At 58.2% G+C, this 15,753-nt stretch carries 14 protein-coding genes; 4 read left to right on the top strand and 10 right to left on the bottom strand.

Translation table 11 applies throughout. The features are described 5' to 3' along the window. Window positions 1-5: 5 nt before the first annotated feature. Complete coding sequence (gene lexA / locus P775_RS13875) at window positions 6-701, top strand: transcriptional repressor LexA (RefSeq protein WP_099911673.1); 696 nt, start codon at window positions 6-8, stop codon at window positions 699-701. Here the strand turns inward: lexA and P775_RS13870 are convergent. Continuing rightward, complete coding sequence (locus P775_RS13870) at window positions 665-2,740, bottom strand: ComEC/Rec2 family competence protein (RefSeq protein WP_099911672.1); 2,076 nt, start codon at window positions 2,738-2,740, stop codon at window positions 665-667. The genes lexA and P775_RS13870 overlap by 37 nt on opposite strands. Window positions 2,741-2,858: 118 nt before the next feature. On the opposite strand from P775_RS13870, the gene gltX reads away from it, so the two are divergent. Both gltX and gltA read left to right on the top strand, forming a co-directional pair. Continuing rightward, window positions 2,859-4,268 (top strand): glutamate--tRNA ligase, encoded by a 1,410-nt coding sequence (gene gltX / locus P775_RS13865; protein WP_099911542.1) that lies wholly within the window; start codon window positions 2,859-2,861, stop codon window positions 4,266-4,268. 89 nt (window positions 4,269-4,357) lie between these two features. Further along, window positions 4,358-5,653, top strand: a complete 1,296-nt coding sequence (gene gltA, locus P775_RS13860; RefSeq protein WP_099911541.1) for a citrate synthase — start codon at window positions 4,358-4,360, stop codon at window positions 5,651-5,653. A gap of 160 nt (window positions 5,654-5,813) precedes the next feature. Here the strand turns inward: gltA and P775_RS13855 are convergent, their stop codons facing one another. From P775_RS13855 to P775_RS13835, 5 genes are all read right to left on the bottom strand, one after another. Beyond that, on the bottom strand, window positions 5,814-6,590 hold the full coding sequence (locus P775_RS13855) for an enoyl-CoA hydratase-related protein (RefSeq protein WP_099911540.1): 777 nt from the start codon (window positions 6,588-6,590) through the stop codon (window positions 5,814-5,816). 70 nt (window positions 6,591-6,660) lie between these two features. Further along, window positions 6,661-7,143: a cytochrome c-type biogenesis protein gene (locus tag P775_RS13850; protein ID WP_099911539.1), complete on the bottom strand. Its 483-nt coding sequence runs from the start codon at window positions 7,141-7,143 to the stop codon at window positions 6,661-6,663. Then, window positions 7,140-9,104, bottom strand: a complete 1,965-nt coding sequence (locus P775_RS13845; RefSeq protein ID WP_099911538.1) for a heme lyase CcmF/NrfE family subunit — start codon at window positions 9,102-9,104, stop codon at window positions 7,140-7,142. The genes P775_RS13850 and P775_RS13845 overlap by 4 nt, the downstream gene beginning before the upstream one ends. Before the next feature lie 76 nt (window positions 9,105-9,180). After that, a complete protein-coding gene (locus P775_RS13840) occupies window positions 9,181-9,747 on the bottom strand; it encodes a holin family protein (protein ID WP_099911537.1) in 567 nt (188 codons plus the stop codon). Then, a complete protein-coding gene (locus P775_RS13835; RefSeq protein WP_099911671.1) occupies window positions 9,738-10,349 on the bottom strand; it encodes a holin-associated N-acetylmuramidase in 612 nt (203 codons plus the stop codon). The genes P775_RS13840 and P775_RS13835 overlap by 10 nt, the downstream gene beginning before the upstream one ends. A gap of 88 nt (window positions 10,350-10,437) precedes the next feature. Between P775_RS13835 and P775_RS13830 the strand changes: the two genes are divergently transcribed. Further along, window positions 10,438-10,875 carry a cupin domain-containing protein gene (locus P775_RS13830; RefSeq protein ID WP_245875694.1) on the top strand — a complete coding sequence of 146 codons (438 nt, stop codon included), beginning with the start codon at window positions 10,438-10,440 and terminating at the stop codon, window positions 10,873-10,875. Between the two features lie 81 nt (window positions 10,876-10,956). Here the strand turns inward: P775_RS13830 and P775_RS13825 are convergent, their stop codons facing one another. The 4 genes from P775_RS13825 to zwf all read right to left on the bottom strand — a co-directional run bounded on the left by P775_RS13825 (window position 10,957) and on the right by zwf (window position 15,494). Further along, entirely contained in the window at window positions 10,957-11,640 is a 684-nt protein-coding gene (locus tag P775_RS13825; RefSeq protein WP_180287442.1) for a PRC-barrel domain-containing protein, read from the bottom strand. Window positions 11,641-11,779: 139 nt separating this feature from the next. Continuing rightward, window positions 11,780-13,360 carry a glucose-6-phosphate isomerase gene (gene pgi / locus P775_RS13820; protein ID WP_099911535.1) on the bottom strand — a complete coding sequence of 527 codons (1,581 nt, stop codon included), beginning with the start codon at window positions 13,358-13,360 and terminating at the stop codon, window positions 11,780-11,782. A gap of 5 nt (window positions 13,361-13,365) precedes the next feature. Continuing rightward, complete coding sequence (gene pgl, locus P775_RS13815) at window positions 13,366-14,043, bottom strand: 6-phosphogluconolactonase (protein ID WP_099911534.1); 678 nt, start codon at window positions 14,041-14,043, stop codon at window positions 13,366-13,368. After that, window positions 14,040-15,494 (bottom strand): glucose-6-phosphate dehydrogenase, encoded by a 1,455-nt coding sequence (gene zwf, locus P775_RS13810; RefSeq protein ID WP_099911533.1) that lies wholly within the window; start codon window positions 15,492-15,494, stop codon window positions 14,040-14,042. The genes pgl and zwf overlap by 4 nt, the downstream gene beginning before the upstream one ends. Window positions 15,495-15,753 lie beyond the last annotated feature (259 nt).

The raw sequence follows: 15,753 nt of genomic DNA, 5'->3' as shown, positions 1-15,753 counted from the left end.
ACGATATGCTGACAAAAAAACAACTAGACCTGCTGGCATTCATCAACAAGCGCGTCGCGCGCGACGGTGTACCGCCCAGCTTTGACGAGATGAAAGAAGCGCTGGATCTGCGGTCGAAATCCGGCATCCACCGGCTGATCACCGCTTTGGAAGAGCGTGGATTCATCCGTCGACTTGCACACCGCGCCCGTGCCATCGAAATCGTGAAGCTGCCCGACAGCATGTCCGACAAGCCAGCCGGGTTCACACCCCGTGTGATTGACGGCGACCGGGATGACCGCGGGCCGGATCACGCCGCGACGACCAACTCTGTTCACGCGATCAACCTGCCTTTGGCCGGTCGCATAGCAGCCGGCTTCCCGATCGAAGCCATAAATGACCCCGCCCCCGCAATTGCCGTACCTGGTGCCATGCTATCCGGCTCCGCCCGTCATTACGCGCTGGAGGTGAAAGGCGATTCCATGATCAACGCCGGTATCAATGATGGCGATGTGGTGGTCATCCGTGAAACCAGCGATGCAGAGACGGGTGATATCGTTGTCGCGCAGATCGACGGTTACGAAGCAACGCTCAAGCGTTTTCGTAAAGAGGGCGCGACGGTCATCCTGGAATCTGCAAACCCGGCCTTTGAAGCGCGCCGCTTTCCGATGGGCGACGTGTCTGTTCAAGGCAAGCTTGTCGGCCTGATCAGAACGTACTGATCCGGTGCTGGTTCTGCAGGTATTGCGCCTGCACCATGCCATATCCTGTGCCCGGCCACATCTGACACGCTGAGCAGTCTTAACCCCTTTTTGTCCTCGATCAGGGCAGTGGCGCCTGTGCGTGACAGCCTTTCTGGTTCGAAGGTGCGACATTGCAAACCGGTCGGCAGCGCTACGCTGGACACAATGATATCGCGAGCGTCACATCCAGTGAACTGGGTCAGCGCTCGCTTGCCTTGCACATGCACCAGACGCAGCCCGCGCAGATCATAGATCGCGATGCCGTCCTTTTCGTGATGTGGCCAACGCCCTGCGGCCTGCACCTGATCTGCCCCGTCGCCATCATTCTCAAGCCAGTTCTCGGCGACAAAGCCAGCGCCGCTCTCTTTTGACAAGGCGCGGCCGACGTCGGTCATGACCCCAACCAACCCGCCATCTTGAGAAATCAGCACCAAGGGCCGCGTGCCCTGCTGCCAAAGTCCTATCGCCACGATCACAGGCAGCAGGCCAAGCCAGCGCGATCTTCCCTGCCAAAGGATCACGAACAGCGCACCAAGCGTCAGAATTGGCAACACCGAGGGCACTGGGGTGGCGATGTAGCCGACTGATCCGTCCCAGTCTGCAACAGTATGTGCCACCCCTAGTATCCAGTCCAGCCCCAGTTGCATCGGCCACAGTGCGATCCAGTCCAGCCCGAAAGGCAACAAAAGCGCCGCGAGTACGGCCGCAGGCATGACCAGCATTCCCATCAACGGGACCGAAAGCAAATTGGCCAATAAGCCATAGTGTGACATCTGATTGAAATGTGCAATGCCAATGGGAGCGGTCGCGGCCCCGGCCACAAAGGACGACAGGCAGACCGCCAGCACCGGTGCCAGCCATCTATGCGCGCGCCAACGCTCTGGCAACTCGCGCATCAGCGCAAAAATCGCCACGAGCGCCGTGGTCGCGGCAAAGGACATCTGGAACCCTGGGCCCAGCAAAGCCTCGGGCCAGATCACTAGGACCACCATCGCCGCCATTGCCACAGCGCGCAATGACAAGGCACGCCGGTCCAGCACAACTGCGATCAGGGCGACCGCCACCATGATAAAGGCCCTTTCTGTCGCGATGTTGCCACCGGACAACGCCAAATAGCCCGCAGCGCCCGCCAGCGCCCCGACCGCTGCCAGCTTCTTGATCGGCCAGCGCAGTGCCAGCGGCGGAGCCATCAGGAACATCAACCGCAAGCCGGAAAAAAGGAACCCCGCCAACAGACCCATGTGCAACCCGGAAATGGCCAGAAGATGGGCCAGATTGCTGTCGCGCAGGGCCTGCAGCGTGTCCTGCCCCATGCCCGAGCGATCCCCTGTCATGATGGCCGCAGCAAAGGCCCCGGTTTCACCGGGAATCGCTGCGCGCACATGCTCTGACAGAGCCATGCGTGCGGCAAAAATCGGCAGAGCGGCTTTGTCACGTTCCAAGTAAAGCACAGGGACGCGGGTGTAACCTACCGCTCCAATACGTTCAAACCAGGCATTTCGGCGGAAATCAAAGCCCATCGGCTCAACCGGGCCATTGGGCGCAGATAGATGGCCAGTGGTCATGACAAGGGCGCCCGGTTCAGGATGGAACGGCGTATCTCCAGGCAAGGACACACGCACACGTGCCGGTGTGTGCTCGGGTGCCATACGCCCCAAGACGACATGGTCGAGTGTCAGACGCATCACATCCGAAGAAGATCGGTCAATGCTGACAATCCGCCCTTCGATAGCGCCATAATAGCGGAAGGTTAGCAAGGGCCCGGCCACAAGATGTGTCCGCACGCCTGCAATCGACACTCCCAGCAGAGCCAGCGCCACACCACATGCCAATGGCCCGCCAATTCCCCCCAACCAGCGGCTGATCAGCAGGATAAGAGTGGCGCTGCCAAACATCGCCCAAAGCATCCACCCCGCGGGCTCTGATTTGAACGAGAAGTACCATCCAATACCAATGGCCAGAGAAATGGGCGCCCAAGGGAAAAGATGTCCGCGCTGCCGCAGTAGGCCGTCGATCAACGCATTGACGCCGCGCCCCAAAGCTTGCCATTGCCCCCATGCTTGTCCTCACCCAAGCGCATGGGTATGGAATAGCCAAAGCTAGCCCCCATACGGTTATCAAAAGGTTAAAGTCCCCATGTCAGCAGAAATCGTCACCCGTTTCGCCCCATCGCCAACGGGCTACCTTCACATTGGCGGTGCGCGAACTGCGCTGTTCAACTGGCTCTATGCGCGCGGCCGCGGCGGAAAATTCCTGCTGCGGATCGAGGATACAGACCTTGCACGCTCCACGCCCGACGCCACGGCCGCCATCTTGCGCGGGTTGGACTGGCTGGGGCTAGACTATGACGGAGAGGCCGTTAGCCAGGCGGCCGGCGCTGCTCGTCACGCCGAAGTCGCATTGCAAATGCTGGACGCCGGCAACGCTTATAAATGCTTCTCGACACAGGAAGAAATCGAAGACTTCCGTGAAGCTGCCCGGGCGGAAAACCGCTCGACCCTCTATCAAAGCCCCTGGCGCGATGCGGATCCGGCGACATATCCCGACTTGCCATTTGTGATCCGGCTAAAAACACCAACTGCAGGTAGCACAATCATTCATGACGAGGTGCAGGGTGATGTCACAATCCGCAACGATCAGCTCGACGACATGATTCTGCTGCGCTCAGACGGGACGCCAGTCTATATGCTGGCCGTCGTGGTAGACGATCACGACATGGGGGTGACCCATGTGATCCGGGGTGACGACCACCTCAACAACGCCGCACGTCAGATCGGGATCTACACTGCAATGGGTTGGAAAGTTCCCGTCTGGGCGCATATCCCGTTGATACATGGGCCTGACGGCAAGAAACTGTCCAAGCGCCATGGCGCCCTCGGGGTCGAGGAGTATCAGGCCATGGGTTACCCGGCAGCAGGTGTGCGAAACTACCTGGCGCGGCTGGGGTGGAGCCACGGAAATGATGAATTTTTCGACGACTCCCAGGCAAAGGAATGGTTTGATCTATCGGGAATCAACAAATCTCCGGCCCGGCTTGATTTCAAGAAACTGGAGAACCTGTGTGGCCAACACATAGCTGTGACAGACGATGCTGCGCTGCTGCATGAATTGCAGGCTTATTTCGCAGCTGCAGAAAAATCTCCCCTGAGCAAGCCCCAGAAGGATGGCTTGATGCTGGCGATGTACTGTCTGAAAGACCGCGCGAAGACATTTCCTGAACTCATTGAAAAAGCAGAATTTGTTTTGGCAACAGCACCGCTGGAAATGGACGAGAAAGCGGCGAAAATGCTCGATGCGGTATCCCGTGGTATACTGGGTGCGTTGACGCCGCAGTTGCAAAATGCTAGCTGGTTCAAAGACGAATTGGAGGCGATACTGAACCGTGTAGCCGAGGAAAACGGCACCAAATTCGGCAAACTGGCGGGCCCCCTGCGGGCGGCGCTTGCAGGTCGGACAGTAACGCCAAGCGTATTCGACATGATGCTTGTCCTGGGCCGTGACGAAACCATTCTTCGTCTTAACCAGGCAGCGGCCTTTGAAGGGTGACAGCCGACAACGCTTAACCCTTTTTCAAGGTTAAAGACGATACTGAGCCCGGGCGCCCGCCCCGGCGGATTGAGACGAAGGGAACTTCCATGGCTGATACTTCCAAGACCGCGACCCTTACGATTGACGGCACATCCTTTGAGTTGCCAATCCATTCGCCGACGGCTGGCCCGGATGTGCTCGACATCCGCAAGCTGTATGGGCAGGCGGGTGTTTTCACCTATGATCCGGGCTTTACCTCCACTGCCGCTTGCGACAGCACGATCACCTTTATCGATGGCGACAAGGGCGAGCTGCTGCACCGCGGCTATCCGATTGACCAGCTGGCTGAAAAATCGCATTTCCTCGAAGTCTGCTATCTGCTGCTTTATGGTGAACTGCCGACGGGTGCACAGCTTGAAGATTTTGAAAACCGTGTGACTCATCACACTATGCTGCACGAGCAGATGCAGAATTTCTATCGCGGGTTCCGTCGCGACGCGCATCCGATGGCCGTCATGGTCGGCGTTGTCGGTGCAATGTCAGCCTTCTACCACGATTCGACCGACATCACCGATCCCTGGCAGCGCGAAGTCGCCTCAATCCGCCTGATCGCCAAGATGCCGACAATCGCAGCCTGGACCTATAAATATCACGTCGGCCAGCCGTTCGTCTATCCGCGCAACGACCTCGACTATGCATCCAACTTCCTGCGCATGTGCTTTGCCGTTCCGGCCGAGGATTATGTGGTGAACCCGATTCTGGCACGCGCCATGGACCGCGTCTTTACCCTGCACGCGGATCACGAACAGAACGCCTCGACCTCGACCGTGCGTCTGGCCTCGTCCTCGGGTGCAAACCCATTTGCATGCATCGCGGCTGGGATCGCCTGCCTATGGGGGCCCGCTCATGGCGGCGCCAACCAAGCGTGCCTTGAGATGCTCAAGGAAATCGGCACTGTTGACCGGATCCCCGAGTTCATTGCCCGTGCAAAGGACAAGAATGATCCCTATCGCCTGATGGGCTTCGGTCACCGCGTCTACAAGAACTTCGATCCTCGCGCGACGGTGATGAAGCAATCCGCAGACGAGGTGCTTGATCTGCTGGGCGTTGAAAACAATCCGATCCTGCAGGTCGCGAAAGAGCTGGAAGCTCAGGCGCTGGCAGATCCCTATTTCGCAGAAAAGAAACTCTTCCCGAACGTCGACTTCTATTCGGGCATCATCCTCGAAGCGATGGGCTTTCCGACATCGATGTTCACGCCGATCTTTGCTGTCGCCCGCACCGTCGGCTGGATCTCCCAGTGGAAAGAACAGATCAGCGATCCGCAACTCAAGATCGGTCGTCCACGGCAGCTCTACCTTGGTGAGACCGCGCGGGACTATACGGACATCGAAACGCGCTGATATCCTAACAAAAAAGAGTGGGGTGCAGTGTCTTGCGCCCCACTTCATTTCTGTAGGCAGGGAAAACCTGCATCATCTGCCTATAAATATCCCGGGGGGTCCGAACAAAGTTCGGGACGGGGCAGAGCCCCAAAATCCAATTGTTCAGCAACAGACGGGCTCAGCGTCCTTCGTATAGCGCAGGCCGCTTTTCCATAAAGGCAACGACGCCTTCCTTGAAATCTCTTGTTTTTCCACACTGCCCCTGCAGTTTTGCTTCCAACGCCAGCTGCTCTTCCAGATCGTTGTCAAAGGATCCGCGAATGGCTTCCTTGATGCGTGCATAGGCGCCGGTTGGCCCATTGGCCAACTGCGCCGCGCGTGTCTGCCAGTGATCGACAAAAGCGTCATCTGGCACACATTCCCAGATCATGCCCCAGTCATCGGCCTGCCGTGCACTGATTTTTTCGGCGAACAGCGCGGCCCCCATTGCTTTGGCCAACCCCATCTGGCGGGGCAGATACCATGTACCGCCCGCATCTGGAATCAGACCAATCCGGGCGAAGGCCTGAAGAAAGAAAGCAGATTCGGTCGCTATCACCACATCCGCCGCAAGGGCCAAGTTGGCACCCGCCCCTGCCGCAGCGCCGTTGACGGCGGATATCGTCGGTACCGGGCAGTCGTAAATCGCCCGGAGCATCGGCACATATTCGTCGCGGAGCGTCCGTTCAAGGTCTAGATTGGCGGCATTGGCCCGATCACCCAGATCTTGGCCGGAACAGAACGACCGCCCCGACCCTGTCAGCACCACCACCCGCGCGGCGCGACCACCCTGTGTGACCGCATCGGTAATCTCGGCCCGCATCTGGGTGTTGAGCGCGTTCATGACATCCGGGCGATTTAGGGTGACCAAAGCCACGTCGTCCCGAATATCAAGCTGGATGGTGTCGTATTGCATTGCCTGTCCTCCTGAAGTGCGAAGCGCATCAAACACCGGAGGGTTTGGTTTGGCAAAGCTAAACGCTGCGTTACTCTTTCAGGAGTTCCTGAAGTCTTTGCTGCTCGGTCGGGTTCAGTCCTTCTTCGCGTTCGGTGGTTGAACGCGCCCGCCCGCGAACGTAAATGGCCCCGGTTCCGATCGCGGCCAGCAGCATCAGCGGCCCGGCCGCCCACAGCAGCCAGTTCCAGCCCCCTGTGGTCGGCTGCAGCAGGACAAATTCACCATAACGGTCAACGATAAAGGCGACCGCCTCTTCGTCACTGTCGCCAGCCACCAGCCTGTCGCGCAGCAAGATCCGCAGATCCCGCGCCAGCGACGCATGCGATTCATCAATGCTTTCATTCTGGCACACCAGACAGCGTAGGCCTTTGGACAGTTCCCGTGCGCGCGCTTCGAGCGCGGGATCAGCGAGTACCTCATCTGGCTGAACAGCCCAAGCCGCACCTGCAAACATAGTGGTTACCGCAGATGAGGCGAACATCAACATCAGCGCAAGAATAAGAGCCTTCATTCTGCTGGAACCGCCTGGGGCATAGCGTTGCGCGCCCCGGCTGCAATCCGATAACGCCGGTCAGACAGGCTCAAACCGCCGCCGAGGGCCATGATCATGCATCCGCCCCAGATCCAGTTGGCCAGGGGCTTGATATAGGTCCGCATCACATAGCCGCCATTATCCTGCGCGTCGCCGATCACCACATACACATCCCTCAGAAAGCGGTAATCAATCGCCGCTTCGGTGGTTGGCATTTGCGCAACCGGATAGTTGCGCTTTTCGGGATGCATCAAAGCAATCTGGTCCCCGTTCTTCATCAAACGCACAGTTCCCATCGTCGAGAAATAGTTAGGTCCGCGGATTTGATCCACATCCGTCAGCTGAAGTTCATAGTCGCCAACTGTGAAAGTTTCGCCGATTTGGGCAACGCGAATGTCTTCCTGCTGCCAAGCCATAATCCCAGCAATGCCGATCATTGTGATCCCCATGCCTGAATGGGCAAGCAGCTTGCCCCAGTCCGCACGCGGCAGTCGGAACAGTCGCGAGAAATCGTGGGATTTTCCAAGACGGCCGAGCAAATCGGTCATTGACCCCGCCACCAGCCACACGCCCAAGAAGACACCGATCGGCCCCATCAGGCTGCGCCCGGTCTGCATGGCCCAGACAAGCCCGGCCAGCGTGATCGCCAGAATGAAGGCTGGCACAAGAGTTTGCAGGGTGCGTGCCACCTTGCCTCGTTTCCATGCCATCATTGCGCCAACCGGCATGATCAGCCCAAGCAGCATCATGAACGGCGTAAAGGCCATGTTGAAAAACGGCGGTCCCACGCTCAGCTTGCGATCAAAGAACATCTCAGCCACCAGCGGCCACATTGTTCCGACGAAAACGACAAATGCCGCAACGGCAAGAAGGATGTTGTTCGCGACCAGCGCGCTTTCGCGACTGACGACGCCAAACACGCCTTTGGCCTGCATCGTGCTGGCACGAGCTGCAAACAGCGTAAGAGCCCCTCCGGTGAAAAACACAAGAATCGTCAGGATAAATACCCCGCGTTCAGGATCGTTGGCAAAGGCATGCACCGAGGTCAGCAGTCCCGAACGCACTATGAACGTCCCGATCAGCGAAAAGCCGAAAGCAAGAATAGCAAGCAGGATCGTCCAGCTTTTCAGTGCTTCGCGCTTTTCCACGACGATGGCGGAATGGAGCAATGCAGCAGCAAGTAGCCAAGGCATAAAGGATGCATTTTCGACCGGATCCCAGAACCAGAAGCCGCCCCAGCCGAGTTCATAATAGGCCCACCAGGACCCGAGCGCGATTCCGATTGTCAGAAAAATCCAAGCAGCAAGTGTCCACGGCCGGACCCAGCGCGCCCATGCAGCATCCACTCGCCCCTCAATCAACGCCGCGACAGCGAAGCTGAAGCAGATGCTGAGGCCAACGTAGCCAAGATACAGGAACGGCGGATGAAATGCCAAACCGGGGTCCTGAAGCAGCGGGTTCAGGTCCTGACCGTCAAAGGGAGGCACGATCAGGCGAAGGAACGGGTTTGAGGTAAAGAGGATGAAGGCAAAAAATGCCACTGCAATCGAGGACTGTACCGCCAAGACGCGTGCGCGCAGTGTCGGTGGCAGATTGCCACCAAACCATGCTGCCAGTGCTCCAAACAGCGACAGAATCAGCACCCAGAGGAGCATCGACCCTTCGTGATTTCCCCAGGTTCCCGAGATCTTGTAAAGCATCGGCTTGGCTGAATGCGAATTCTCTACGACGAGCTTCAGGCTGAAGTCTGACGTGATAAAGGCATGCATCAACGCGCCAAAGGAAAAGGCGGTTAACAAGAACTGCGCCGTCGCAGCCGGTTCGGCCACAGCCATCCAGCCAGGCCAGCGTTTGTGAGCGCCAATGAGGGGAACAACCACCTGAACGCAAGCGACCAGGAAGGCGAGGATAAGGGCGAAGTGGCCAAGCTCTGTAATCATAAGCTGACATATACGCCGACATGGTTAAGGGGCCAACGAAAATCCGTGGCCCCGCATGATCACTTTGTCGCGGTTGTCAGTGTCTCAGTCCTCGCCATTCGGCTAAGGCGGGATTATCGCCCTGAAACACGTCGTCTTCGGACAGTATAGCAGGTGATTCCGGTCTGGGGCTTACTTCGCGCAGCGACTCTATATCGCCTATGGTGCGCACCACCTGCGGGACTGTGGAGAGGCCTACAACCAGATCGCGCTGAAAATCCTGCCCTTTAGATTGAAAGCGTGCACCGAAGTAAAAGCTGACGATCGCGCCCAGCAGCCACCAAAGCGGTTCGGGAACCAAGGCGATTCCGGTCATCCGGGCGGCAAACCAGATCGGATCGACCATTGCCGCGACAAACATGGCAAGCGTTCCCAGCGCCATTGCGGGCCGTGGGATGCGGTTCAGCGCATCCATGAACCGATCAAACCCGCCGCGCTGAGTCAGGCAAAACTCTTGCCCGAATTGCTGCAACGCCGCGCTTTGCAATCCGGCCTCCCTGCCCGCTTGCGCCTCTGCATTGACCCGAAAGACTTCGGCGGTTTCGGCCACCACATTGCGACCTGACCCAAAAACCAGCCCCATAATTTGTCCGATCAGACCCATCCTGCCACCCTCTCCTTGAACTGCTGTTCACTCAGATGAAACCGAGGCGAGATGAACTCTTCGGCCCGGGTGATCCAGCCGCCCTTGCCACCGTCACGGCGTCGCGCGTATTTGCGCGACGCTGCGCGTCGATCTGCCAGATCAAAGTAGTAGTTCCGTCGCGCGATTCCGTAGGCATCCGTCAGATGGGCGGGCGCCGCAGCCATCGCCGCTGCCGCAGTGCGTACGGTTTGCGGACCGATCAGACCATCCACCGCCACGTTCTGCCCCATCTGGTTCAGCAAGCGTTGCAGAATCTTCACCGCGTTTCCCCCGGCGTTCACATACATGTCAAACACCGACCCATGCAGCGCCTCTGGCAGTTGGGCGATCTTGGGCCGCAAGAAATAATGCGCGACAAAAATCTCGACCGCCTGTGCGCGCGTCAGCTGACGCACATCTGCAATCGTCACTTGGCCATCCTTGGTCAGATCAAGACCCAGTCGCTGCATCGTGTGAAGGGTCACACCGTAATTGGTGGGCCCCCCGGGATCATCCGGGTCGTTTACAAAGCCGCCTTCGCGGGCGATGATTTCTTCAGCAATCTGGCGAACGGTGCGGATCATGGGCTGCCTCGTGGTCGATTGAAACCTTGGGCAAAGGCTGCTCCAACGTGATTAAAGTCCCCTCTCACCACCGTTCGGAGCCCTGATGCCCCCAATCCCCTTGACCGCAGAACAGATCATCGACCTTCTCGACCTCACCCCACATCCCGAAGGCGGGTTTTACCGCCAGACCTGGGTGGACTCTGCCGCTATTGGGATGCGTCCCACCGGAACCTGCATCTATTTCATGCTGAAACGTGGTCAGACCAGCCATTGGCACCGCGTCGATGCGAAAGAGATATGGCATCACTACGCCGGTGCGTCGTTGACATTATCGCTGTCTGAAACGCTGCAAGGCCCGCGCAGCGATCACACCCTTGGACCTGATCTGATAAACGGCGCCCGGCCCCAGATCATCGTGCCAAAGGACCATTGGCAAGCGGCAGAAACCTTGGGCGACTGGACCTTGGTGGGCTGCACTGTCTGTCCCGCCTTTCACTTTGACGGGTTCAGGCTGGCAGAGCCGGGCATCACCATCCCCTGAAAACCAAAAAAAACGCGCCCCGGAAAGGGGGCGCGCGACACGCAGAGGGGAATAAGCCCCATCATCCGTCGGCAGGAACCATTATTCCCAGAAAGCTTCGTCAACGTTCTTCATGTTTACCAGCTGCTCTTCGCTGTAGCCGACGACAAGTGCCATATCAGCATCTTCGACCGGGATCAGTTTCACGCTATCCATAGGGACGAAGACATGCTTGTCGCCCATCCCTAGAAATCCGCCGATTTCGGCAACGACACCCTGCAGTTGGCCGTCTGAGGAGAGGACAATATCCTCGATTTCACCGATATTTTCCCAGTCTTCACCGACGCTGTCATAAGTCACCGTTTCAAACTCGGCGACGCCGTCTTGGGCATTCGCGGAATAGATTGTGCCCCCCATGATATCACGAGCACGGATCATGTTGGTGTCATTTTGCAGCATACCGTCGGTCGCGTTTGCAGTCGCAGTTGCCGCATCGTCCACAGCATTACCCGTGGCTTGGGCTGCATCTTCAGCGGCCTGTTCCGTCGCTTCAGCCGCGTTTTCAGTGGCCTGCGCTGCATTCTCTAGCGCCTTCTCGGACGCGTCCGCAGCATCGCCAGCCGCGTTCCCTGTTGCCTGCGCAGCGTTCTCACCTGCCTTTTCCAAGCTTTCGCCCGCGTTTTCTAGGTTCTGCTCCACCTTCTCGCCGTTTGTGTGGCTCTCCGCATGTGCGGAACCAGCGGCCAGGGTCAGAGCGAGTGCGGTTGTTGTGATCAGACGTGTCATGTTCATTCCTTTGCAAACTGCTTCAAAGTTGTGCAATGGGAACGATTGCCCCCCTGTCTCTGTTCCAGAAAAAGGGAGATTTATTTCATAAAATTCACGGAACCGTGACGCTGTTCGCCGCGTTCGGGCGCATCGGATTTTAGCTGTAGAGCTTAACGTATTCAACCAGTTGCCGGGTCGAGCCGTCCTTACCCTCGGACGAGACCTCGCCCCTGACGACCGGCCCCAGAGAGGTGGCAAGTTCCTTGCCCAGTTCGACGCCCCACTGGTCATATGAGTTGATGCCAAGGACAACTCCTTCGACAAAGACACGGTGTTCATAGAGCGCGATGATCCGTCCCAGGACCTCGGGGGTCAGCAGCGGATAGACAAGTGTTGTGGATGGTCGGTCACCCGGGAACACCCGATGCGCCGCCTGTCGTTCCAGATCATCCCCCTCCAGCCCCTTGGCCCGCAAAATCTCGCGCGCCTCCGCCATCGACCGGCCGCGCATCAATGCTTCGGACTGCGCCAGACAATTGGCAATCAAAAGGTCCTGATGGTTGCGCAGATCCTCTTCGTGGCCTGTGGCCCCGACCATGAACTCGCACGGCACCGTGCGGGTGCCCTGATGGATCAGCTGGTAAAAGGCATGCTGCCCGTTGGTGCCGGGTTCCCCCCAGACAACGGGCCCGGAATTGACGCTCAGCGGCTTTCCGTCTATCGACACGCCCTTGCCGTTGCTTTCCATTTCCAGCTGCTGGAGGTAGGCTGGAAGACGCGACAATCGGTTGTCATAGGGCAGAACGGCCCGCGTCGCATAGTCACGCACCTGATTGTGAAACACTCCAACCAGCGCCAGTAACACTGGCATGTTCTGGTGCAACGGTGCTGCGCAGAAATGCCGGTCCATCTCTTGCGCTCCACGCAGAAAGGCCCGGAATGCGTCAACGCCTATGGCAACCATGAGCGACAGACCGATCGGGCCCCAAAGGGAATAGCGTCCACCGACCCAATCCTCGAACCCTATAACCTTGTCGCCCGGAATGCCCCAATCTGCTGCCTTTTCGGCATTGCTCGACAGGGCGACAAAACGACCCTCGTCCGACACACCATGATGCGCCAGCCAGTCCTTGGCGGTCTGTGCATTGGTCATTGTCTCGATGGTGGTGAAGGTCTTTGATGCGACGATAAAGGCGGTTGTCGCCGGATCGCATTGCCGCAGAACATCGGAAATATCAGCACCGTCGACATTGGACACAAAATGCACGCGCGGCCCGTCGTGATAGGGTGACAGCGCAATCGCCGCCATCTTGGGGCCCAGATCCGAGCCGCCGATGCCGATGTTCACCACGTCGCTCACACCCGAGTTGCGGATCTCATTCGCGACGGCTTCCATCCGCTTCAGCGTCTCAACTACGCCGGGCATCACGTCCTTGCCATCTACCAGCACCGGAGCGCCGTCCAGATTGCGCAGCGCGGTGTGCAGCACCGCCCGGCCTTCGGTTTCGTTGATCTTGACCCCGCCGAACATCTCATCCCGGCGCGCCTCCACACCCGCGTCTTGGGCGATTTTTATCAACGCGGCACGGATCTGATCGTCCAGTTGCGTCTTGGAATAGTCGAACAGCATTCCGACCGCATGCAGACTGAACTCGCCTGCACGGTTGGCATTTTCGAACAGGTCCAGAATGCGGCGGTTTCCGATACGACCGGCCAGCTGTTTCACGTCATCCCACATGAGTCTCACTCCGCCCAATGTACCATCGCGTCATCCAAAACCGCCGAAATGGGCGCCTCCATCGGTGTCAAGCCCTTGGATCGTTCCAAAGCCTCACGTTTTTCTTGCCCGAAAATCAGGACATGCTTGCGCATCGCGCCGTTCAAAACTTCGGCGGAAAGGGTGATCCGGGGTTCCGGCGCACCGGGCGCGCGCATGGCCAGAAGCAGCGGAGCGCCGGGGGCAAGGGCGTCGATCAGCCGGTCAGCGCCGGGAAAGATCGACGCCGTGTGCATATCCGTCCCCATGCCGAGAAGAACGACGCCCAGCGGCAAACTGGGCCGCAAGGTTTCAGCCAGCTCGTCGATACGGTCTTCAGGTAACTCGCTAGGCAAATACATCGGCAACAAATGTGCAGCAGCAGCCTTTTCCACCAGCAGCCTCTGCCGCAGCAGCCGGGTGTTTGAGCGCTCGCTGACCTCGGGCACCCAACGTTCATCGGTCAGCAGCACATCCACACGCGACCAGTCCATGTCCACGGCACAAAGATCGTCAAATACTGGCCCGGGAGAAGTGCCGCCCGGCACGGCAAAAGCGACCCGGTCGTTTTGGGCCAGCGCTGCGCGCAGATCACCGGCCAGCTGATTTGCCAGATCCATGGCAAGCAACTCGCGATCGGGGTATTCCAGAAGAGTAAAGCTCATCCTTTCAACTCCCTCCAGCGTCGTCCGTCCCGATGCATCAGCATCATCGAATCTTCGGGACCCGAGCCACCTTGGTCATAAGGCTTCGGCACATCGCTGCGCGCAGTCCAGCCCGCAATGATCGGATCGGTCCAGGCCCAGGCAGCCTCAACCTCATCGCCGCGCATGAACAGGGTCTGATTGCCGCGAATTACATCCATGATCAACCGCTCATAGGCTTCGGTCGCCTGCTCCGCCTCTGGTCCCAGCGCATCGGCAAATGTCATGTCCAGCGGCACATCAATCAGACGCATTCCCCCTGGGCCCGGTTCCTTGATCGTCACGTCCAGCGTCATGCCTTCGTTGGGTTGAAGGCGAATAGCCAGAACATTCCTATGTCGTCCGGCATCCGCACCAAAGATCGAATGCGGCGCATCCTTGAACACTACGACAATTTCAGAGGTCCGCGCCTTCAATTTCTTGCCGGTCCGCAGGTAAAACGGTGTCCCCGCCCAACGCCAGTTGGAGATGTGCAGCTTGAGCGCCAGAAAGCTTTCGGTGAAAGAGCGCGGGTTTTCCACATCCTGCCGATAGCCCTGCGAGTTTGCCGATTTATCATACTGACCGCGTACGATATGATGCGGCTCTACCGGCTCCAGCGCGCGGATCACCTTGAGCTTCTCATCCCGCACCGCATCGGGGTCGAATTTGGCAGGTGGCTCCATGGCAATCAGGCACAGCAGCTGCATCAGGTGGTTCTGCACCATGTCCCGCATAGCCCCAGAGGCATCGTAATAACTGCCTCGCCCGCCCACGCCAACCGTCTCAGCAACGGTGATCTGGATATGATCGACATATTGTGCATTCCACAGCGGTTCGAAAAGAACGTTCCCGAAGCGCACTGCCATCAAGTTCTGTACCGTCTCCTTGCCCAAATAGTGGTCGATTCGATAAATCTGTTGTTCATGGAAATGTTTGGCGAGGGTGGCGTTCAACGCCTTGGCTGAATCCAGATCCTTGCCAAAGGGTTTTTCCACAACGATCCGGCTTTCGTCCCCGGCCAGGCCGTGCAGATGCAGACGCTCGGCGATATCCCCGAACAAGGCTGGTGCGACCGAGAAATAGAAGGCGTGAACCAGATCATCCCGGACCCTGCTTTTCAACTCTTCCCAGCCGCCTTCGCCCTTTGCGTCGATAGCGACGTATCCAACCCGTTCCAGAAACTCGTCGATCTGTGCGTCATCTTCGGACAGCGGACCCGCGAATTCGTGGATCGCGTCGCGCACAAAGTCACGATAGCCCTCGTCATCCAACTCGGATCGTGCGGCGCCGATTATCTGCGCCTCTGGCGGCATCTGTCCAGCGCAAAAGCGGCGAAACAGCCCCGGTAGGATCTTGCGCCGGGCAAGATCCCCGGTGCCACCAAAAATGACAAGGTCGAATGGATCGACAGGAATTACACGCGAAACCATGGCAGGTCTGCTCCGTTCTAATGTCTTGGGCGCTTGGGCCGGCATCTGATCTTGACCATATCGTTAGCGCTAACGCGGATGATATACCGCAGGTGTAAGAAAGAGTCTAACATCCACTACAGCCACCACAATGCCCCCTAACGCATTGTATTGCCCCCAATGCAAACTGGGCTTCCTCGAGGATCGCTATTTTAGCACAATCGGCGCGTTTTTTCATCATTTTCAGCGCATTGAGGGGCCCCAACTTCCCACATTATCA

It is taken from the genome of Puniceibacterium antarcticum (genome assembly GCF_002760615.1).
In the GTDB taxonomy this organism is placed as follows: Bacteria; Pseudomonadota; Alphaproteobacteria; order Rhodobacterales; family Rhodobacteraceae; genus Puniceibacterium; species Puniceibacterium antarcticum.
The sequence above is the reverse complement of the archived record's forward strand: the minus strand, read 5'-3'. Positions and strand labels throughout refer to the sequence as shown.